Below are 20,737 nucleotides of genomic sequence, written 5' to 3' on the forward strand. Positions count from 1 at the left end.
GGAAGGAACCCGCATGAGAATCGCGATGATCTCCGAACACGCCAGCCCGCTGGCACATTTGGGCGGCGTGGACGCGGGCGGACAGAACGTCCACGTCGCCGAGCTGTCCTGCGCGCTGGCGCGGCGCGGCCACGACGTGGTGGTCTACACGCGCCGCGACGACCCGCGGCTTCCCGACTCGGTCGAAACCCCGCACGGCTACAGCGTGGTGCACGTGCCGGCGGGACCGGCGCGGGTGCTGCCCAAAGACGAGTTGCTGCAATACATGTACGGCTTCGCGCAGTTCCTGCGCCAGCAGTGGTGCTCGGACGGGCCCGATGTGGCCCATGCGCACTTCTGGATGTCGGGGGTGGCCACCCAGCGGGCCGCCCGCGCGCATTCGATACCGACCGTGCAGACCTTCCACGCGCTCGGGCTGACCAAGCGGCTGCACCAGGGCAGCGACGACACCAGCCCGGACTGCCGGATCGACGTCGAAGCCCGGGTCGCCCGGGAAGCCGACTGGGTGGCGGCCACCAGCACCGACGAGGTCTTCGAGCTGGTGCGCATGGGCCGGGCCCGATCCCGCACCTCGGTGGTGCCGTGCGGAGTGGACCTCGATGCGTTCACCCCCGACGGCCCGGTCGCTGCCCGCGGTGCGCGGCCGCGCATTGTCACGGTGGGACGGCTGGTGCCGCGCAAGGGTTTTGACACCATCGTGCGCGCCCTGCCCCGCATCCCGGACGCCGAGTTGGTGATCGTGGGCGGGCCGCCGGCGGCCGAACTGGCCGGCGACGAGCAGGCGCGGCGGCTGCAACGACTGGCCGGCGAGCTCGGCGTCGCCGACCGGGTGCGGCTGCTGGGCGGGGTCACCCGCGCGCAGATGCCGGCGTTGCTGCGCTCGGCCGACGTGGTGGCCTGCACGCCGTGGTACGAGGCGACGCGCGCGCCGACACCGCCGCGGCCGCCCCGCGGCTGCGGGAGGCGCTGCGCGCGGCGGCATCGGCGCTCAAGGAGAAGGGCCCGCGTTTCGCCCTGGCCGGCAGCTACGCGTTATGGGCTTACGGCGCACCGGAACCCAGCCACGACGCCGACCTGGTGGTGGCCGAGGCGGACGTGGAGACCGCGGTGACCACCCTGGCCAGCGCCGGGTTCGAAATCGAACGCCCGCCGGAGGACTGGCTCTTCAAGGCCCGCACCGGCGACATGCGGGTCGATGTGCTGCACCGCCTCAACGGCGTGCCCGTCGATGCGCAGACCCTGGACCGCGCCGAGCACCACGACGTGCTGGCGATCGGCATGCCGGTGCTGCCACCCACCATGGTGCTCGTCCAGCAGCTGCGCTCGCTGGGCGAGCACCACTGCGACTTCGCCAAGCTGCTGCCCGCGGTGCGCGCCGTGCGCGAACGGCTGGACTGGGACGAAATCCGGGCTCAGACCGCCGACAACGACTACGCGGTCGCCTTCCTGGTGCTGGCCGAACGACTGCGGTTGACGAGATGACGGATCAGTGGTTGCGCAGTTTGGCGACCAGCTTGTCCTTGGTCAGGCCCGAATAGCCGGAAATGCCAAGCTCTTTGGCCCGCTTCTTCAATTCCGGCACGGTCCAGTCCTGATAGGACCCGGACTTGCCGCCGCGGCGGCCCACCGACGACTTGCCTTGGCCGGCGGCCGCATTGGAGATGCGCGCGGCCTTCTCCTTGGATTCGCCCTTCTTGCGCAGATCCTGATACATCTTTTCGTTCTTGATCGACGAGCGCGGCATGACTTGTCCTCCTGTCCACGATGACGCCTTCTGAGCCGGATGCCCGTCCCGGCGGCCGGGAAAACCTTTTGGCGGTCTTCGGCCGGCTTTCAGGCCGGCACCGCGTCGGTGCGCCGCTGCCAGCACCGGTGCTGCGCGAGCGCGGCGGCGAATTCCTCGGCGAAGCGCTCGGGCAGCTCGTCGGCGGCGGCCTTGGTGGTGACCACCGCTTGGTCGTTGAGCACGTCGGTGTCCTCGGCGAGCCGGTTGTCGATGCCGGCCTTGCGGAGCAGGTCGACACCGGCCCCGTAGGCGCCGATCGGCTTGAGGTGTTTGTAGGCCTCGGTGACGAAGTGCACGGCGTAGCCGTCGTCGGACAGCGTCGACACCGACCGCGGTCCGCACGCCACCACCACCGCGTCGTAGAGCACCGACGCCATCGTCGTGAAGGACCGGTCCACCCGCAGCTCGCCGCCGGACCCACCCGCCAGCGTGCCGCCGGCCACCGGGGCCAGCACCTCGACCACCGCGCCGCGCTGCTCCATCAGCTCGGTGAAGCGTTGCGTGCCCACCACGTCGACGCCGTCGGCGGCCAGCACCGCGATCCGGCGCGACGCGATGGTGTCGCCGCCGTCGGTGACCTGCGAAAGCGCCGGGGAAACTGGTGCCGACTCGTCCACCTGCTCCTCGGGCGGCTCGGGCAGCCCCAGTTTCGCCGCGACCTGGGCGGCCAGCTGGTCATCGACGCGGGCGAGTTGTGCCACCACCGCGGAACGGATTTCGGGCATCTCCACCTTGCCGAGTTCGAAGGCGAAGGCGGCCACGATGTGTTCGGCCTCCACCGGCGACATGCTCTTGAAGAACATCCGCGCCTGGCCGTAGTGGTTCTGGAACGCCTCGGCGCGCTTGCGCATCGTCTGCCCGTCCACCCGCTGGGTGTAGTGCCGGAACACGTCCTCGTCGGCCAGTGCGGGACAACCGCCGCCGATGCTGTTCTTGAAGTAACTGGACCGGCCCTGCGGAATCGCGTGCTGCCCGTAACCGTCGTGCTGGTTGGTCCGCACCTGCGCCACCGGGCGGTTGACCGGCAGCTGCGCGAAGTTGGGGCCGCCCAACCGGATCAGCTGCGTGTCCAGATAGGAGAAGTTGCGGAACTGCAGCAACGGGTCGTTGGTGAAATCGATGCCCGGCACCACGTTGGCGGTGTGGAACGCGACCTGCTCGGTCTCGGCGAAAAAGTTGTCGGGGTTGCGGTTCAACACCATCTTGCCCACCGGCAATACCGGAACCTGTTCTTCCGGAATGATTTTCGTCGCGTCCAGCAGATCGAAGTCGAAGCTGAACTCGTCGTCCTCGGCGACCAGCTGCACGCCCAGCTCCCACTCCGGGTACTGGCCGGATTCGATGGCCTCCCACAGGTCGCGGCGGTTGTAATCGGGGTCTTTGCCGGCGATCTTCTGGCATTCGTCCCAGATCAGCGAGTGCACGCCGAGTCGGGGCTTCCAGTGGAACTTCACGAAAGTCCCCTCGCCGCGGGCGTTCACCAGCCGGAAGGTGTGCACCCCGAACCCCTGCATCATGCGGTAGCTGCGCGGCAGCGCCCGGTCCGACATCAGCCACATGATGGCGTGCAACGTCTCGGGCTGCAGCGACACGAAGTCCCACAGCGTGTCGTGCGCCGACTGCGCCTGCGGAATCTCGTTGTGCGGCTCGGGTTTCACCGCGTGCACGAAGTCGGGGAACTTGATGCCGTCCTGGATGAAGAACACCGGGAAGTTGTTGCCCACCAAGTCGTAATTGCCTTGTTCGGTATAGAACTTGGTGGCGAACCCGCGCACGTCGCGGACGGTGTCGGCCGAACCGCGCGATCCGGCGACCGTCGAGAAACGCACGAACACCGGCGTCCTGGTGCCCGGCGAGGTCAGGAACTTCGCCGCCGTGTACTGCGCCAACCGGTCGTCGTACGGTTCGAAATAGCCGTAGGCGCCGGCCCCGCGCGCATGCACCACACGCTCCGGGATGCGCTCGTGGTCGAAGTGGGTGATCTTCTCCCGGGCGTGGAAATCCTCGAGCAGCGTCGGACCCCGCTCGCCGACGGTGAGCGCATCGTCGGTGTGGTCGACGCGCACGCCCTGCTGCGTGGTCAGGTATCCGGTGTCGCGGCGGAACCGCGCGGACTCCAGATCGCGCTGCTTGGGATCGGGCGCACCCGAAGTGTGGTCGGTGGCCATGTGTTGCCTCTCCTTTCGACCCTTTCGACCGTGGGGGAGTACCACCGGCTCACCCGCGCAAACGGCGCGGCTGTGCCCCTATCCATCGGTGGGTGGGTTGCCTACGATCGATAGGGGTAGTCGAAAGTGGTGATTGCGGCGGCAGACGGCGACCTTCAGAGCGACCTTCGTGGCGCGGTAGCGATCGGTGCGTCGGCCGGCGGCGTCGAGGCGCTGTCGAACCTCGCCGCCGGGTTGTCGCCGGACGTGCCGTTCGCGTATCTGATGGTGCTGCACGTGCCCGCGGGAGCGCCCAGCATCCTGGCCCGCATCATCGACCGCAGCGGTCCGCTGCCCGCCTCCGCCGCGCAGGACGGCGCGCCGCTGCAACCCGGGCACATCTACGTCGGCGTCCCGGACCGGCATCTGCTGGTCGACGGCGCGCACGTGCTGCTGTCGCAGGGGCCGACCGAGAACGGCCACCGGCCCGCCATCAACGCGTTGTTCCGGTCGGTGGCGCTGACGTTCGGGCCGCGCGCGATCGGCGTGCTGCTCTCCGGTGTGCTCGACGACGGCGTGCTGGGGATGGCGGCCATCCGCTCCCGCGGCGGGGTCACCGTCTGCCAATCACCCGACGACGCACTGTTCCCGGCGATGCCGGCCAACGCCCTGGACGCCGGTGTGGTGGACCGGCAGGCCGCCGCGGCCGACATCGGCGTGGTGCTCAAGGAGCTGGCGCACCGAGAGATAGAGGATCCCGACATGCAACGCGACCCCGGGATGGAGCTGGAGAACCGCATCGCCATGATGTCGCGGTTCGCCACCGACTTCGACACCGAAAAGCTGGGCCCGCCGTCCGGCTACACCTGTCCCGACTGCAACGGCTCGCTGGTCTCGCTCAGCGAGGGCAACTACCGCTGCCGGGTCGGTCATGCCTGGACGGCCGAGGCCCTGCTGAGCGCGCGGGACAACGAGCTCGAGGGCGCCCTGTGGGTGGCGGTGCGCAGCCTGCAGGAGAAGGCCCGGCTGGCCCGTGACATGGCCGGCAAGGCCGGGGCGGGCCTGCTCTCGCGGCGCTACACCCAGATCGCCGAGGAAAGCGAACGCGCGCTGCACGTGCTCAGCCACCGGCTGGCCGGCGCCGCCGAGGGTGAAACCCGGTGAACGAGCAGCGGTCCGCGGTGCAGATCGCGTCCGAACAGGACCGGGACGTGCCGGTCCTGACGGTCGACGGCGTGCTCGACAGTTCGACCTACCGCACCGTGCGCGACACCGTCATCAAGGCCGCGATCGACGAACCCCGCGCCGTCGTCGTCGACGTCGACCGGGTGCGCGCCCCGTCCGCCTCCGCCTGGACGGTGTTCACCAGCGCGCGCTGGCACGTCAGCATTTGGCCCGACGTCCCGATCCTGCTGGTGTGCGCGCACCCGCAGACGCGGCGCGAGATCACCACCGCCGGCGTGACCCGCTACGTGCCGGTGCATCCCACCCGCGAGCTGGCCGTGCGGGCCGTGCACGGCCGGACCCTGCAGGTGCGGCGGCGGGCCCGCACCGAACTGCCGCGCTCCGACACCAGCCTGCACCTGGCCCGCGCCGTGCTCACCGATTGGCTCACCCAGTGGGACATCCGGGAGGTCATCCCCGTCGCGGCGACGGTGGCGACCGTGTTCGTCGAAAACGTCCTCGACCACACCGAGAGCGCGCCGGTGCTGATCGTCGAGAGCCATCGCGACACCGTCACGGTCGCGGTCGAGGACAACAGCTTTGCGCTGCCCGGCCGGCACGAGGACGCCGACCGCGGCGCCGACATCGTCTCCGGGCTGGCCATCGTGTCGGCGCTGTGCCGGGTGTGGGGAGCCACCCCCACGTCGTCCGGCAAGACCGTGTGGGGATCGGTCGGCAGGGAAGACCGGATCTGAGTCCCGCGAGTAGTGTTCAAGTCCTTCGGCACCCTTATCAGACGGGACTTGGATGAATTCCACGACTGACGAGGCCGACGAGGCATTCGAGGCCTTGTTGCGGTACATGCGGGATTCGCGCGGCTTCGACTTCACCGGCTACAAGCGCACCTCGCTGATGCGCCGCGTCCGGCACCGGATGGACCAGGCGGGCTACACCGCCTTCGACGAGTACCTGGACTTCCTGCAGGCCAGCTCCGACGAGTTCACCGCGCTGTTCAACACCATCCTGATCAACGTCACCTCGTTCTTCCGCGACCCGGACGCCTGGGAGTTCGTCGCCGCCGAAGTCATTCCGCGGCTGCTGGCCGAACGCGGGCCCAACGATCCGATCCGGGTGTGGAGTGCGGGGTGCGCCTCGGGCCAGGAGGCCTACACGCTGGCGATGCTGCTGGCCGAGGCGCTGGGCTTCGACGCGTTCCGGCAGCGGGTGAAGATCTATGCCACCGACGTCGACGAGGACGCGCTGACCGAGGCGCGCGGCGCCTCCTACGACGCCCGGGCGGTCGAGTCGGTGCCGGCGGATCTGCTGGCCCGCTACTTCGAACAGGTCAACGGCCGCTACGTTTTTCACAAGGATCTGCGCCGGGCGGTGATCTTCGGCCGCAACGACCTGGTCAAGGATGCGCCGATCTCCCGGGTGGACCTGCTGGTGTGCCGCAACACGCTGATGTATCTGAACGCCGAGACCCAGCGAAATGTGTTGGGGCGCTTGCATTTTGCGCTTGCCCCGCAGGGCACGCTGTTTCTGGGGCACGCCGAGATGCTGCTCAGCCACGGTGACCGGTTCACCCCGCTGAGCCTCAAGCACCGGATCTTCCGCAAGGCGGTCGGCAGCCACAGCGGCCTGGACCACTACGACCCGGCGGGCGCGTTCTACGAACGCCACGCTGACCTGCCGGGGCTGGCGACGGTGCGCGATCTGGCGTTCCGGGCCAGCCCGGTGGCCCAGATCGTGGTGACCGGCGAGGACACCGTCGCGATGATCAACCAGCAGGCCGAGACGGTCTTCGGGCTCTCGGCGCGCGACATCGGCCGGCTGCTGCGCGATCTCGAGGTGTCCTACCGTCCCGTCGAGCTGCGCGCCTACCTGGAGCAGGCGAAGGTGGAGCGGCGCTCGGCGCGCATCCAGGACGTCAAATGGCAGCGGCCCGGCGCCGAGACGGTGTGGTTCGAGATCCACGTCAACCCGCTCGTCGACGCCGAGAACGGCCTGCTCGGCGTGTCCATCGTGTTCTTCGACGTGACCGCGACGCGCGCGCTGCTGGACAAGGTGGTGCAGACCAACCGCCAGCTGGAGGCGGCCTACGAGGAGCTGCAGTCCACCAACGAGGAACTCGAAACCACCAACGAGGAACTGCAGTCCACGGTCGAGGAGCTCGAGACCACCAACGAGGAGCTGCAGTCCACCAACGAAGAACTCGAGACGATGAACGAGGAGCTGCAGTCCACCAACGACGAACTGCACACCATCAACGACATGCTGCGCGAACGCAGCCTGGAACTCGACGACGCGAAGAGCTTCCTGGATTCGTTGGTCGACTCGGTGCGGATGGGCATGGTGGTGGTGGACCGCGAGATGAAGGTGATCCTGTGGAACCGGGGCTGCGAAGAGCTGTGGGGGCTGCGGGCCGACGAGACGACGGGCACCATGCTGACCGCGCTGGACATCGGGCTGCCGCTGGACGCGGTGCGTCCGCTGATCGGCAACGCGTTCGTCGACCCGGACGGCTCCGGTGAGGTCGTGGTGGATGCGGTCAACCGGCGCGGCCGCCCGGCCCGGGTGCGGGTCACCTGCACGTCGTTTCGCGGCAACGAGGGAACCGTCGGCGGGGCGCTGCTGCTGATGGACGTGGTGGGCTAGCCGTCCCGGTCGCGGTGCTCCTGTTCGGAGCGCGCCCACGCCTCGTCGGCGGCCCGGTGGGCCAGCAGGGCGCGCCGGCGCGACTCCTCGGCCCGGCGCCGCGCCGTGGCCACCGTCTCCCGGGTGGCGCCGACCCCGGCGGACAGCTCCTGGCGGCGGCGGCGCAGTTCGGCCGCGCGCAGCCGGGCGAGTTCGGCGCGCGCTGCCGGGGTGTTGGCGCCGAACCGGGCCGCCAGCCGGGCGAAGATGCCGTCCGGGTCGACGCCGCCATTCAGGTAGGCCTCGTCCGGCGCGTCTGCCGGCGGCGATCGTCGCGGCAGCGGCAACCCGTGGACCAGGTCGGCCAGCACGGGGGCGATCTCGCCGATCCCGAGCACCAGATCGGCACCGGCCTGCGCGGCCGCGATCGGCATCGACGGGTACAGGGCGGTGGCCGGGCTCTCGGCGATCACCACGCCGCCGGCCCGGCGCATCGCGACGGTGCCCGCCGCGCCGTCGCGCCCGGACCCCGACAGCACGACGGCGACGCCTCGCGGTCCGTAGGAGCCGGCGATCGAGGTCAACAACACGTCGGCGCCCCGCGCCCCGTGCTGCTGTGCGCCGTGCAGCCGCCAGCGGCCCTGCGGCGTCAGCTCCAGCGCCTTGCCCGGCGGACAGATGACCACCTCCCCGGGCGTGACGGCTCGCCCGTTGGCCGCCCAGCCGACCGGCCGCCCCGATTGCCGGGTCAGGATGGTGGCCAGCAGGCTGTCATGACCGGCCAGGTGCTGCTGGACGACGACGGCGGCGGGAAAATCGCGCGGCAGATCCCGCAGCACGGTGGTCAGCGCCTCCAAGCCGCCCGCCGACGCCACCAGCGCCACCAGCTCGACTCCGGGCCGATCCGCCTCAGTCGTCACCCGTTCAGTCTCCACCCGTCGGCGCATTTCCGGCGGCGCTGGCCGTGACGGGTGCGCGCCGAAGAGGTGATCCGGGCCGTTTGTCCGTCCCGGGCCGGGGTATGCCACCCGATGTTGGCGGACGGACGATGGCGCGCGGAGGGAATTGCAGTTGAGAATTGCAATTGTCAGCGGCGATGACGTCGTCGGGGAGGACCCCGAACAGTTGGGTGCCGCGCTGGCGGCCCAGGGCAATGACGTCACCACCTGCCTGCGGCGGGCCGGGCGGCGACGCGGGGGCAGCGCCCCGGACGGCTACCGGCGGGTGTCGGTGCCGGTGGGCCCGCGCGACGCGGCCGCGCCGGTCGACGTGCTGCCCTACGTCGGGGACTGGGCGGGCGCCCTCGAGCGGATCTGGTCCAAGGACCGGCCCGACGTGGTGCACGCCTACGGCTGGCTGGGCGGGCTGGCCGCCCAATTGGCCGCCCGGCGGCGCCACATTCCGACCGTGCAGTCGTTTTTGGGCCTGGCCGCGACGGCGCGCGGCCACGACGGCGAACGCGGCACCGAACGCCAACGCATCGAGCCGCTGCTGGCCCGCAGCGCGAACTGGGTGACCGGGGAGAGCAGCGCCGACGTCGACGCGCTGGCCCGGCTGCGCCGGCGCCGGGTGCGGGTATCCGCCCTGACCTGCGGGGTGGACGCCGAGCGCTACACCCCGACCGGCCCGGCGGACTCCCGTGGGGCCCTGCAGCGCATCCTGTATGTGGCGCCAAACCCGTTGTGGCACAACGGTATCGATCTCGCCATCCGGGCACTGCCCAAGGTTCGCGGTGCGGAGCTGGTGATCGCCGAGACCGACCCCGGCGGCGACGGGCACGACGGCGCGCGAGCCCGGTTGCTGCGCCTTTCGGTGCACCTCGGGGTGGCGGACCGGGTCCGCTTCGCCGGACCGGTCGGCGGCGACGAGCTGCCCCGGTTGCTCCGTTCGGCCGACGTGCTGGTGTGCACGCCGCGCCGGCCGCCGCGCCCCACCCCGGTGCTGCAGGCGATGGCCAGCGGGGTGGTGGTGGTCGTGGCCACCGTGGGGGTGCTGTCCGACGTGGTGCTCGACGACATCACCGGCATCGTGGTGTCGCCGGAGAATCCCGCGCGATTGGCCGCCGCGCTGAGAAGGCTGCTGGCCCAGAAGTTTCAATGCGAAAGCATGGGTGCGGCCGGACGCAGCCGCGCGCAGTCGCGCTTCGCCTGGCAGCGGATCGCGCTGGACGCGCTGAACATCTACCAAAGCCTCGGGGTGCACGAGCCGGCCGCGCCCCTCGACGGCGACGCGGTGCTGCGATGACGCGCCCGCCCACGGTCTTCCCCCCGGGCCGGTCATGGGCCTGACCACCATGACGGTCCGCGACGACGGCGCGCCGGTCGGTGCGCCGGCCGAGGCGGCCCGGTCCGATTACGGTCCGGTCGATCCGGTGCTCGCGGTCAACGGCGAGCGCCGGGCCCGCCCCGTTGCGGTGGAATACAAGCAGTTTCGCGGCGCCGACGCGCAGTCGGCGCGCCGGTTCTTCGCCACGGCCTATGACCCGGGCTGGCGGATCGCCGGGGTGACCAACCACTGCGTCGTGTCGCATCGGCGCAGCGACACCGGATCGATGACGGTCGACGAGGTGGCCATCCAGGGCAGGATGACCCTCGAGATCCCGGCGGGCGACACCGTCGTCGTGATCCAGCCGCGGGCCGGTGCGCTCAACGTGGCCGGCGGCCCGCTGGCCACCCCGGACTTCCCGCTCCTCGTCGCCCACGGCATGGCCTGCGTATTGCATTGCCACGGAGCGCGTTTCGATGTGGTGACCATCGCGGCGGAGGTGCTGCAGAAAGTCGCCGCGGAATGGCACACCGCGTTGTCGCAACAGACCCAGTTCCTGAACTGGCGGCCGCGCTCGCGGGCCGCGGTGCGGGCCTGGCATCGCGCGCTGGACTACGCGATGTTGACGCTCGCCTCGCCCGACACCGCCCGGCAACCGCTGATCGCCGCCGGGATGGCCGGCCTGCTGGCCGGCGCGCTGCTCGAGTGCTATCCGTCCAACCTGACCGAGCAGGATCCGGTCAGCGATCTCGCCCTGCCCGAAACCCTCAAGGAGGCGGTGTCTTTCATCCACCGCCACGCCGCCGAGGACATCGGCATCAACGATGTCGCGGCCGCGGTGCACCTGACGCCGCGCGCGGTGCAGTACCTGTTCCGCCGCCAGCTCGACACCACCCCGACCGAGTACATGCGCCGGGTCCGGCTCAGCCGCGCGCACCAGGAGCTGGTGGCCGCGACGACCGCCTCCTCGACGGTCACCGAGATCGCCCAGCGCTGGGGGTTCGCGCACACCGGACGGTTCGCGGTGCTCTACCGGCAGACCTACGGCCAGAGCCCGCACACCACGCTGCGGCAGCAGACGGCGGTGTGACGGAAGCGCGAGAGAAGAATCGTTTGCCCGATTTACCAAAAGCGAACCGAACTTGGCGATAAGATCGTCTGATCCTTTAGCTGCGGCGACGGGGCCGCGTTCGAAGGGGGAGCGGCGATGAGGGCTCGAACGGACCCGTTCCCCGACCGGTTGCCGCCGAGTCGCACCGTCACGGTCCGGGCGGTCGACGGCACCCGGCTGCACGCGCAGGTGTTCGGTCCGCCGGACGGGTATCCGATCGTGCTGACCCACGGCATCACCTGCGCCATCCGCGCCTGGGCATACCAGATCGACGACCTGGCCCGTGACTACCGGGTGATCGCCTACGACCATCGCGGCCACGGCCGCAGCGGCGTGCCGAAGGCCACCGGCTACAGCCTCAAACACCTTGCCGCCGATCTGGATTCGGTGCTGGAGGCGACGCTAGCGCCGCACGAGCGGGCGGTGTTGGCCGGGCACTCGATGGGCGGCATCACCATCGCCGCATGGTCAAACCGCTACCGGCACAAGGTTTCCCGGCGCGCGGACGCCGTCGCACTGATCAACACCACCAGCGGTGAGCTGATCCGGCAGGTGCAGCTGCTCTCGGTGCCGCCGGGCCTGTCGCCGGCCCGGGTGCTGGCCGGGCGCGTGCTGATCGGCGCGTTCGCCGGGTTCGCGGTCCCGCGGGCGGCCCGCGTCCCGAGCCGCCATCTGGTCGCGCTGCTGGCCACCGGCCGCGACGCCGACCCGGCCATCGCCCGGCTGGTCTACGAGCTGTTCGAGAACACCGCGCCGGCGGGGCGGGCCGGCTGCGCGCGGGCGCTGGTCTCCGCCCTGGGGTCGCGCTACCTGGACCTGGCCGGGCTGACGGTGCCGACGCTGGTCATCGGCAGCGAACGGGACCGGCTGACACCCATCCGCCAGTCCCGCAGGATCGCCGAGGGCCTGCCGAACCTGATCGAGCTGGTGGAGCTGCCCGGCGGGCACTGCTCGATGCTGGAACACCCGCGGGAGGTGAACCGGCGGCTGCGGGCGCTCGCCGAATCTGCGACCCGCAACCTGCCCACCCACCGGATCAGCTCATAGCAGGGCGGTCACCTCGGCGGCGGCGCGCCGGCCGGAGCGGATGGCGCCGTCGAGGAATCCGGTCCACTCGTCGGCGGTTTCGGTGCCGGCCCAGTGGATCGGCCCGACGGGTTCGCGCAGCCACCGCCCGAACCGGGTCCACGAGCCCGGCGGCACCGCCGCGGTGGGTCCGCCGGGCGCGAATTCCTCAGCGCCCCAACGGTGATCGACATAGTCGAGGGGCTTGAGCGCGTCGTCGCCGAAAAGCGTTGCGAAACAACGCAATGCGTCGCGGCGGCGCTGGTCGGCGGGCAGCGAGTCGAAGGCGCGGGCGTCCACGAAACCCATCAGGATGCCTGGGCCGTCCGGGTGCGGGCTGACGTCGAAGGTGATGAAAACCGGGCCCTCGTCCGACAGCGCCTGCCCGGAGAAGCCGTCGGCCCGCCAAAACGGGGTGGAATAGGCCGCGTAGGCCTTGCTGAGCCGGCCCTGCGGCCAGTGCCGGGCCAGCTGCTCGTACTCGGCGGGCAGCGGCGGGGCGAACTCGATCGCGGCGCGATGCGCCGGCGGGATGGCCACGATGACGAACCCGGCCTCGGTGTCGCCGAGGTCGGTGCGCACGGTCACGCCCGCGCCGTGCCGCTCGATCCGGCGCACCGGCGCGCCCAGCACCACCCGTGCGCCCAGTTCGGCGGCCGCGGCCGCGGCGATCTGCTGGGTGCCGCCGGGGAAGCGGTCCTGTTGGGCGCCGTCCTCGACGTCGAGCAGCCGGTCCAGCCCGCCGGCCGCGTGCGCGTACCGGGCGGCGTGCAGCATCGACACCTCGTCGGGCTCACATCCCCAGGTCACCCGGGCCACCATCGCTAGCAGCGCGTGCGACGAGGCGGTGGCGCGCACCGAGCGCAGCCAGCCGCCCAGCGACAGGCCGTCCAGTTCGGCCGCCCGCCGGGCCTCCCACGGCGCCGCCAGCGGAATGCTGCGGGCGATCCGGTCGAACTGCCAGCGCAGCCGGCCGATGTCCAGCAGGCCGGTCAGGGACAGCTTGGGAATGGTGCCGTGGTAGGCGTGCGTCCAGCCGCGCCAGTGGATCAGGTTCTTGCCCTCGTGGTGCGTCGGGGTGGTCGGCACCTCGAGTTCGGCCGCCAACGCCAGCACCGCGTCCTGGGTGGGCCCGACGAACGTCCCGCCCAGATCGGCCGGCAGCCCGGCGACGCTGCCGGTGAACGACCGCCCGCCCACCCGGTCGCGGCCCTCGAAGACCACCACGTCATGGCCCTGCCGGTTGAGCTCGCGGGCGGCGGCCAGCCCGGCAAAGCCGGCGCCGACCACGACGACGTCGACGATCCGCGGCGGCCCTGACACGCGCTCTAGTGAACCGCATTTCGCGGGGTTTGTCGGCGAATTGTGGCAAAGCCCCAGCGCATCCGCCCGGCGTTCGCATCACGGCGATGGCAAACATTCGCCGGCGCCGACGGGTTCATTACCCTGCAACCGCGTGACTCTGACCAGCCCGGCCGCCGCTTCGGCCGGCGACCTTCCCGCCCGGCCGGGGCTGCGCACCGTCGCTGCGGGCAGCATGATCGGCACCACCATCGAGTGGTACGACTTCTACCTGTACGCGACCGCGTCGGCGCTGGTGTTCAAACCGCTGTTCTTCCCCAACATCTCGCCGTCCGCCGGGACGCTGGCCTCGTTCGCCACCTACGCCGCCGGATTCGGGGCCCGCCCGCTCGGTGCGGTGCTGTCCGGCCACTTCGGTGACCGGCTGGGCCGCAAGACCGTGCTGGTGGCCGCGCTGCTGGTGATGGGTTTGGTCACCACCGCGATCGGGGCGCTGCCGACCTACGCCGAGGCCGGGCTGGCGGCGCCGGCCCTGCTGGCGTCGCTGCGGGTGGTGCAGGGGCTGGCCGTGGGCGCGGAATGGGGTGGGGCCGCGGTGCTGTCGGTGGAGCATGCGCCGCCGGGCCGCCGCGGCCTGTTCGGCAGCTTCACCCAGCTGGGCTCCCCGGCCGGCATGCTGCTGGCGACGTCGGTGTTCTTCGGTGTCCGCAAGGCCACCGGGCCCGCCGCCTTCCTCGGCTTCGGATGGCGAATCCCGTTCCTGCTCAGCATCTTTCTGGTGGCGGTCGGTCTGTTCGTGCGGCTGCGGCTCACCGACGCCGAAGTCTTCGACCGGCTCAGAAGCCGCGACGAGCTGGCCCGGCTGCCGATCGTGCAGGTGCTGCGCACCGACGCGCGCAACGTCGTCATCACCACCGGCCTGCGCCTGTCGCAGATCGGGCTGTTCGTGCTGTTGACCACGTATTCGCTTAGCTACCTTCAGGATTCATTCGGAAAGGGCAGCGGTGTGGGGCTGGTCGCGGTGCTGATCTCGTCGGCGCTGGGGTTTCTCAGCACGCCGGGCTGGGCGCTGCTGTCGGACCGGGTCGGGCGGCGGCCGCCGTATCTGTTCGGCGCGCTGGCGTCGGTCGTGGCGCTGGTGTTGTTCTTCGTCGCCGCCGGCACCGGCTCGGCGGTGCTGGTGGTCGTGGCAATCGTGTTCGGCGTCAACGTCGTTCACGATGCGATGTACGGTCCGCAGGCCGCCTGGTTCGCCGAACTGTTCGACACCCGGGTGCGCTACAGCGGATCGAGCCTGGGATATCACATCGGCGCCGTGCTCTCCGGCGGGTTCGCGCCGTTGATCGCGGCGTCGTTGCTGGTCGCCGGGGGCGGCCGGCCGTGGTTGATCGTCGGCTATTTCGCGGTGCTGGCGGCGATCACCGTGGGCGCCGCCTGCGCGGCCCGGGAGACGCGCGGGGAGCCGATCGGATGAGCGCGGCCCGCCGGATCTACCTCAACGCCTTCGACATGGCTTGCGTCGGGCATCAGTCGGCCGGGCTGTGGCGGCACCCCGACGACCAGGGCCACCGGTACCGCGAGCTGAGCTACTGGACGGAGCTGGCCCGCACGCTGGAGGCGGGCGGGTTCGACGCGCTGTTTTTGGCCGACGTGCTCGGCGTCTACGACATCTACGGCGCCTCCCGCGACGCCGCCGTCGTCGACGCCGCGCAGTTCCCGGTCAACGAACCGAGCGCCGCGGTCTCGGCGATGGCGGCGGTGACCGAGACGCTGGGATTCGGCATCACCCTGTCGCTGACCTACGAGCAGCCGTATGCCCTGGCGCGCCGGCTCTCCACGCTGGACCACCTCACCGGCGGCCGGGTGGCGTGGAACATCGTCACATCCTATTTGGACAGTGCCGCACGCAATTTGGGCCTGGACGCCCAGATCCCGCACGACCAGCGCTACGAGATCGCCGACGAATATCTGGAGGTCTGCTACAAGCTGTGGGAGGGCTCGTGGGAGGCCGGCGCCGTGCTGCGCGACCGGCAGCGCGGCGTGTTCACCGACCCCGCCAAGGTGCACGACATCGAGCACAAGGGCCGCTACTTCTCGGTGCCCGGGCCGTTCCTGTGCGAGCCGTCGCCGCAACGCACCCCGGTGCTGTTCCAGGCCGGGGCCTCACCGCGCGGTATCCGCTTCGCCGCGGCTCACGCCGAGGCGGTCTTCGTCTCCGGGCCGACGGCGCAGGTGGTGCGCGAGCCCGTGCGGGCGCTGCGGACGGCCGCCGCGCAGCTGGGCCGGGACCCGCGGGCGGTCAAGGTGTTCACCATGGTGACCCCGGTGGTCGCCGAGACGCACGACGCGGCCGTCGCCAAACTGGCCGAATACCGGCGCTTCGTCAGCCCCCGCGGGGCGCTGGCCCTGTTCGGCGGCTGGACCGGGGTGGATCTGGCCGAGCTGGACCCCGACGAACCGCTGACCTACGTCGAAACCGACGCCAACCGCTCGGCGCTGGCGTCGTTCACCACCGCGGGGCGGGCCTGGACGGTGGCCGAGCTGGCCGCCGAGATCGGCATCGGCGGGCGCGGCCCGGTGCTGGTGGGGTCACCGACCGAGGTCGCCGACGAACTCGAGCGTTGGGTCGACGACGCCGACGTCGACGGGTTCAACGTGGCCTACGTGACCACCCCGGGCACCTTCGTCGATTTCGCGAAATTCGTTGTGCCCGAGCTACGCCGGCGCGGGCACGTGCCCGAGCAGGTGCCGGGTTCGACGCTGCGCGAACGCCTGGGGGCCGCGGGGCCGCTGCTCGGCGACGACCACCCCGGGGCGGCGTACCGGTTACGGCGCGACCGTTAACCAGTCGGAGAATCCGGACGGGTCGTGGCGCCCCAGCGCGCCGTGCTCGTAGAGGCCCCAGCCCTCCACCGGGGCCTTGTCGCCGTCGCGGCAGATCGCCCGGCCCACGTGGTCGATCACCCCGAAGCCCGAGCGCGCGATGATCGCCGGGTCGGTCATGTCGTAGGTCAGCCGCTCGGTGAACTTCTCGCCCTTCCACATGCCGTGCAGCCAGTCCGAGTCGCCGCCGTAGCCGCCGCCGACGTGGATCGGCACCGGCAGCTTGGACTCCACGTCGAAGTGCACCGGCGTGCCGTCGGGGGCGCTGGCGTCGATGGTCGCGCCGGTTGGGATGCGGGTGCCGGAGCGGTAGTGGATCTTGACCCGCGGCCAGCCCAGTTGCTCTACCCGGCCGTCGCGCCAGATCCGGGTGCAGTCGTTGAGCGAGCGGAACCCGTCGGGCTGCTCCTGGATGATCAGCACGATCGCGAAGTCGTCGAACGCCATCGGGACGTACAGCCACCACATGCCCTCGAACGGCGGGTCGGCGGGCCGGCCGGCCGGCTCGGGCTCCCCGATCGGCCGGATGCCCCAGGACCGGTCGCGGCTGCCGATCCAGGTCGCGGGGTCGACCGCGATCTCCTGGCCGTCGATGACGATGCGCCCGCTCCAGCTGCCCAGCTGGGCGAAGCGCTGCGCGTCCAGCGTCACCCGGTTGCCCGAACGCAGGATGTGCGGCTGCTCCTGCACCACGTCGAACAGCCCCTCCCAGGTGAGATCGGCTGCCACGCCTTCGGTTTCGTCGAGCACCAGACGCAGCTTGCGCAGCGGCTCTTTCACCTCGATCCGGTAGCCGTTGACGTGCTGGTTGAGCCGGTCCTGGTCGATGGCGTCGCACAGGTGCACCGCGGTCTGGGTGTCCCCGCGCCGGACGAGGAAGAACGCGTCCTTGACCCCGAGGTTGGGGTAGTATCCGATGCCGCTGATGACGAAGATGTTCCCGGTTCGGTCATGGGCGTTGAAGTAGGAGCGGTCGTAGAAGTTGCGGTCCGAGGAGCCCGGCCACGCGATGGGCTGCGGGATCTGATGTACCGGGTATTCGTCGAGCGGTCCGAGCATCACTCTTCTCCTATAAGTCTTTTCATCAATCCCGCGTGGTAGAACAGCGATTCGACGTCGTCGGGTTTTTCGGTCTCGCCGAAATGCACCCGGCGCGCGCCGGTGCGCATGAACACGCACGCCCACATGACCCCGGAGTACACGTAAAACCAGTGCAGGTCCCCGATCTCGACGCCGGTCAGCCGTTCATAGGTGGCGCGCACGTCGTCCTCGCGCATCACCCCGGGCAGGCCGGGCAGCGTGGCCAGACCGGCGAGCTCCTGAAAAACCATGTGCGCGAAGATCATCCACGCCACGTCGAGCTCGCGCGGCCCCAGGGTCACCATCTCCCAGTCCAGCACCGCAACCGGGACGAAGTCGCGGTACAACACATTGCCCACCCGGGCGTCGCCCCACAGCAGCACCGGCTCGGCGGCGTCCGCCGCGGCCGGCCAGTGCGCCTCCAGCCAGTCGAAGGTGCGCTCCAGCAGCGGCGACCGGCCGATGTCGGGCACCGCGAAGTCATACCAGGACCGCACCCAGTTGAAGTGCCGGCGCAGCGCCGTGTCGCCGGTCTGCCCCTCGGTGAGGAAGCCGAAGGTGTTCGCCGCGTTGGGAATCGAGTGCAGCTTGGCCAGCACGCCGACGGTGGCGTCCTGCAGTTCGCGTTGCCGCTCGGCGGGCGCGTCGGCGAACCAGTTGCCGCCGAACGTGTAGGGCATGACGTCGGGCGGCACCAGCCCGTCGACGTAGTCCATCACGAAGAATGGGGTGCCGAGCACCTCGCCGGTGTTCTCCAGCCAGCGCACCCGGGGCACCGGCACGTCGGTCAGCTCACCGACCTTGCGGATCACCTCGAATTGGTGGTCGAGCCGGTAGGTCGGGAAGACCTGGACGTCCTCGGCGGTCGGGGCCACCCGCGCCACCAGCTTCTGCTCGGTCGGGCGTTCGTCCTGCCGCCACCGGGCGGTCAGGATGATGGTCTCCGACGACATGCCCGTCGAATCCACGCCGCTTTCCACGGTCACCTCGGGTTCGGCGCCCTCCGGCAGTACGGTGGAAAGCCAGCGTGACATCACCGCCGGCACGGTGGTGACGTCGCGGCTCGAGCGCTGCAGCCGGTCGACGTTGTCGACCGCCGGTTCTGTAGCCACGGGTGCCTCCATTCCTTGAGACTTTTTCGCGGCAATTACGATACGGTAGGTAGCGTTATGAAAGCAGACCCGTCCGGCCTTGACAAGGCCCCCGGCGCCGGCCGCCCCCGCGATCCGCGCATCGACTCGGCCATCCTATCGGCGACCGCGGAACTGCTTGTCCAAACGGGCTATTCGAATATCAGTCTGGCGGCGGTCGCCGAGCGTGCCGGCACCACCAAATCGGCGCTGTACCGGCGCTGGTCGAGCAAGGCCGAACTGGTGCACGAGGCGGCCTTCCCGACGGCCCCGACCGCGCTGGAGGCGCCGGCCGGCGACATCGCCGCCGACATGCGGATGATGATCGAGGCCACGCGCGACGTGTTCACCACGCCCGTGGTGCGCGCCGCGCTGCCCGGCCTGGTGGCCGACATGACGGCCGATCCTGCGCTCAACGCCCGGGTGATGTCGCGGTTCGCGGACCTGTTCACCGCGGTGCGGGTGCGGTTGCGCGAGGCGGTGGACCGCGGCGAGGCGCATCCCGACGTGGATCCGGACCGGTTGATCGAGTTGATCGGGGGAGCGACGATGCTGCGGATGCTGCTGCGCCCGGAGGAGGAACTCGACGACGCGTGGGTGGAGCAGACGACGGCGATCGTGGTGCACGGGGTGCGGCGGTGACGGGCCGGCTGGCCGGCCGCGCCGCGATCGTCACCGGCGCCAGCCGTGGCCTGGGCCGGGCCATCGCGCTGGCCCTGGCGAGCGAGGGCGCCGCGGTGGCGGTCGCCGGGCGGACCGAGCAAGTCTGGGACGACCGGTTGCCGGGCACCATCGGGTCCACGGTCGCCGACATCGAGGCCGCCGGTGGGCGCGCGGTGCCGGTGCGGGCCGATCTGACCGACCGCGACGACGTCGCGCGGCTGGTGGATTCGGCTCGAGAGGCGTTGGGCCCCATCACGATTCTGGTCAATAATGCGGCCTTCACCGCGCCCGGCAGGCCGCCGGCGCCCGGTGGTGAGGCGCGCGCCAAACCGGCGCCCGGCGGCGAGGCGCGCGCCAAACCGGCGTCGGGCGGCGCCAAACCAGCGTCGGGCGGCGCCAAACCGGCGTCCGGCGGCGAGGCGCGCGCCAAACCGGCGTCCGGCGGCGCCAAACCGGGCTGGCCGGGCTTCGTCAGCACGCCGCTGCACGCCTACCGGCGGCATTTCGACATCGCCGTCTTCGCCGCCTACGAACTGATGCAGAGGGTGTGCCCGGACATGATCGGGGCGGGCGGCGGAGCGATCATCAACATCACCTCGGTCGCCTCCCGGCTGCCGGGTGACTGCCCGTACGCCGATCGCAGCGGCGGGGTGCTGCCCGGGTACGGCGGGTCCAAGGCCGCGCTCGAACACCTGACCCAGTGTGTGGCATACGATCTCGCCGACCATCGCATCGCGGTCAATGCGCTGTCGCCGTCCAAACCGATCCTCACGCCGGGGCTTTCCTACTACGCCCGCGATTTCGACGACACCGCGTCGGCGGACGAATTCGCCCGGGCCGCAGTGGAATTGGCGCTGGTAGATCCCGGCAGGGTCACCGGCCGCACCATCGGTCACCTGCAGGTGCTGGACGGCAGCTTCCGTCCCTTCGGCTTGGACTAGGTTCTGGCAGCTTGGACTAGGTTCTTCTGGCCCGCATCACCGCGGTGGGGGAGGCGTTGCACCGTCCCCCACCGCGGCTCACGGGTTTAGCGACCCGGAGGCCCGGCAGGTCCAGGTGCGCCAGGTGCGCCCGGTCCGCCGGGCGGACCCACCGGCCCCGGAGCGCCGGGTGCGCCCGGCCCGCCGGGAGGTCCTACCGCCCCCGGCCCGCCGGGAGGTCCTACCGCCCCTGGCCCGCCGGGTGGCCCCACCGCGCCCGGAGCGCCCGGCGCTCCGGGAGGTCCGGGCGGCCCGGGAGGACCGGGCGGTCCAGGTGGCCCGGGTGGCGGCGGGTTGTTCGGCAGGAAGCTCACCGCGGGGCCGGTTGCGGTGCCCGGCATCGCGTGGGACACGGTTGCCGACGCGACCCCCGCGCCGAGTGCTCCGCTGACAGCCAGCGCAGCCACACCGGCGCCGAGCGCTGCCAGTGGGCGGCGCGCGATCACAAGGTGAATCTTTCGGTCGTCCATATGTGTTTCCCCCAATGTCGATTGGATGGACTCCCGTCGGCTACCCGGCGGATC

Annotated in this window: 17 protein-coding genes and 1 pseudogene; 12 read left to right on the top strand and 6 right to left on the bottom strand. The window is 70.9% G+C overall.

Translation table 11 applies throughout. The features are described from left to right. Positions 1-13: 13 nt before the first annotated feature. Together H7I87_RS09280 and H7I87_RS09285 are read left to right on the top strand one after the other, a co-directional pair. Positions 14-916: pseudogene (locus H7I87_RS09280) on the top strand (glycosyltransferase); the annotation flags it as partial. Next, positions 907-1,482: a nucleotidyltransferase family protein gene (locus tag H7I87_RS09285; RefSeq protein WP_033726119.1), complete on the top strand. Its 576-nt coding sequence runs from the start codon at positions 907-909 to the stop codon at positions 1,480-1,482. The pseudogene H7I87_RS09280 and the gene H7I87_RS09285, both read left to right, overlap by 10 nt. A 4-nt stretch (positions 1,483-1,486) precedes the next feature. Here the strand turns inward: H7I87_RS09285 and H7I87_RS09290 are convergent, their stop codons facing one another. Together H7I87_RS09290 and H7I87_RS09295 are read right to left on the bottom strand one after the other, a co-directional pair. Then, complete coding sequence (locus tag H7I87_RS09290; protein ID WP_003874783.1) at positions 1,487-1,744, bottom strand: DUF7218 family protein; 258 nt, start codon at positions 1,742-1,744, stop codon at positions 1,487-1,489. A gap of 89 nt (positions 1,745-1,833) precedes the next feature. Then, complete coding sequence (locus tag H7I87_RS09295) at positions 1,834-3,954, bottom strand: catalase (protein WP_009978523.1); 2,121 nt, start codon at positions 3,952-3,954, stop codon at positions 1,834-1,836. A 126-nt stretch (positions 3,955-4,080) separates the two neighbouring features. Between H7I87_RS09295 and H7I87_RS09300 the strand changes: the two genes are divergently transcribed. Genes H7I87_RS09300 through H7I87_RS09310 form a run of 3 tightly spaced genes read left to right on the top strand, consistent with a single transcriptional unit; the run spans position 4,081 to position 7,755 of the window. Next, positions 4,081-5,097 carry a chemotaxis protein CheB gene (locus H7I87_RS09300; protein WP_009978522.1) on the top strand — a complete coding sequence of 339 codons (1,017 nt, stop codon included), beginning with the start codon at positions 4,081-4,083 and terminating at the stop codon, positions 5,095-5,097. Then, positions 5,094-5,852, top strand: a complete 759-nt coding sequence (locus H7I87_RS09305) for an STAS domain-containing protein (RefSeq protein ID WP_003874786.1) — start codon at positions 5,094-5,096, stop codon at positions 5,850-5,852. Before H7I87_RS09300 ends, H7I87_RS09305 begins: the two co-directional genes overlap by 4 nt. Positions 5,853-5,904: 52 nt before the next feature. Continuing rightward, positions 5,905-7,755: a CheR family methyltransferase gene (locus H7I87_RS09310; RefSeq protein ID WP_003878844.1), complete on the top strand. Its 1,851-nt coding sequence runs from the start codon at positions 5,905-5,907 to the stop codon at positions 7,753-7,755. Here H7I87_RS09310 and H7I87_RS09315 read toward each other — a convergent pair. Then, on the bottom strand, positions 7,752-8,681 hold the full coding sequence (locus H7I87_RS09315) for a chemotaxis protein CheB (RefSeq protein ID WP_063967173.1): 930 nt from the start codon (positions 8,679-8,681) through the stop codon (positions 7,752-7,754). The two genes, H7I87_RS09310 and H7I87_RS09315, sit on opposite strands and share 4 nt — an antisense overlap. Before the next feature lie 124 nt (positions 8,682-8,805). Between H7I87_RS09315 and H7I87_RS09320 the strand changes: the two genes are divergently transcribed. The 3 genes from H7I87_RS09320 (at position 8,806) to H7I87_RS09330 (ending at position 12,157) form a co-directional block, all read left to right on the top strand. Next, positions 8,806-9,978 carry a glycosyltransferase gene (locus tag H7I87_RS09320; RefSeq protein ID WP_062894370.1) on the top strand — a complete coding sequence of 391 codons (1,173 nt, stop codon included), beginning with the start codon at positions 8,806-8,808 and terminating at the stop codon, positions 9,976-9,978. A gap of 34 nt (positions 9,979-10,012) precedes the next feature. After that, the gene (locus H7I87_RS09325) at positions 10,013-11,089 is read left to right on the top strand and encodes a helix-turn-helix transcriptional regulator (RefSeq protein ID WP_009978518.1); all 1,077 of its coding nucleotides are present in this window, start codon (positions 10,013-10,015) and stop codon (positions 11,087-11,089) included. Between the two features lie 117 nt (positions 11,090-11,206). After that, positions 11,207-12,157 carry an alpha/beta fold hydrolase gene (locus tag H7I87_RS09330; protein WP_011725850.1) on the top strand — a complete coding sequence of 317 codons (951 nt, stop codon included), beginning with the start codon at positions 11,207-11,209 and terminating at the stop codon, positions 12,155-12,157. On the opposite strand, the gene H7I87_RS09335 is transcribed toward H7I87_RS09330, so the two are convergent. Next, complete coding sequence (locus tag H7I87_RS09335) at positions 12,152-13,498, bottom strand: flavin monoamine oxidase family protein (RefSeq protein ID WP_011725849.1); 1,347 nt, start codon at positions 13,496-13,498, stop codon at positions 12,152-12,154. The two genes, H7I87_RS09330 and H7I87_RS09335, sit on opposite strands and share 6 nt — an antisense overlap. 133 nt (positions 13,499-13,631) lie before the next feature. On the opposite strand from H7I87_RS09335, the gene H7I87_RS09340 reads away from it, so the two are divergent. After that, the gene (locus tag H7I87_RS09340) at positions 13,632-14,951 is read left to right on the top strand and encodes an MFS transporter (RefSeq protein WP_009978514.1); all 1,320 of its coding nucleotides are present in this window, start codon (positions 13,632-13,634) and stop codon (positions 14,949-14,951) included. Further along, entirely contained in the window at positions 14,948-16,321 is a 1,374-nt protein-coding gene (locus H7I87_RS09345) for an LLM class flavin-dependent oxidoreductase (RefSeq protein ID WP_009978513.1), read from the top strand. Before H7I87_RS09340 ends, H7I87_RS09345 begins: the two co-directional genes overlap by 4 nt. Here H7I87_RS09345 and H7I87_RS09350 read toward each other — a convergent pair. Continuing rightward, positions 16,304-17,419 carry an Rv3169 family protein gene (locus H7I87_RS09350; protein ID WP_009978511.1) on the bottom strand — a complete coding sequence of 372 codons (1,116 nt, stop codon included), beginning with the start codon at positions 17,417-17,419 and terminating at the stop codon, positions 16,304-16,306. The genes H7I87_RS09345 and H7I87_RS09350 overlap by 18 nt on opposite strands. Next, positions 17,419-18,552 carry a phosphotransferase family protein gene (locus tag H7I87_RS09355; RefSeq protein WP_011725847.1) on the bottom strand — a complete coding sequence of 378 codons (1,134 nt, stop codon included), beginning with the start codon at positions 18,550-18,552 and terminating at the stop codon, positions 17,419-17,421. The genes H7I87_RS09350 and H7I87_RS09355 overlap by 1 nt, the downstream gene beginning before the upstream one ends. A gap of 57 nt (positions 18,553-18,609) precedes the next feature. On the opposite strand from H7I87_RS09355, the gene H7I87_RS09360 reads away from it, so the two are divergent. Together H7I87_RS09360 and H7I87_RS09365 are read left to right on the top strand one after the other, a co-directional pair. After that, on the top strand, positions 18,610-19,212 hold the full coding sequence (locus H7I87_RS09360) for a TetR/AcrR family transcriptional regulator (protein ID WP_009978507.1): 603 nt from the start codon (positions 18,610-18,612) through the stop codon (positions 19,210-19,212). Beyond that, positions 19,209-20,174, top strand: a complete 966-nt coding sequence (locus tag H7I87_RS09365; protein ID WP_033727218.1) for an SDR family NAD(P)-dependent oxidoreductase — start codon at positions 19,209-19,211, stop codon at positions 20,172-20,174. The genes H7I87_RS09360 and H7I87_RS09365 overlap by 4 nt, the downstream gene beginning before the upstream one ends. Positions 20,175-20,737 lie beyond the last annotated feature (563 nt).

The organism is Mycobacterium timonense (assembly GCF_025821985.1).
GTDB classification, from domain to species: Bacteria; Actinomycetota; Actinomycetes; order Mycobacteriales; family Mycobacteriaceae; genus Mycobacterium; species Mycobacterium avium.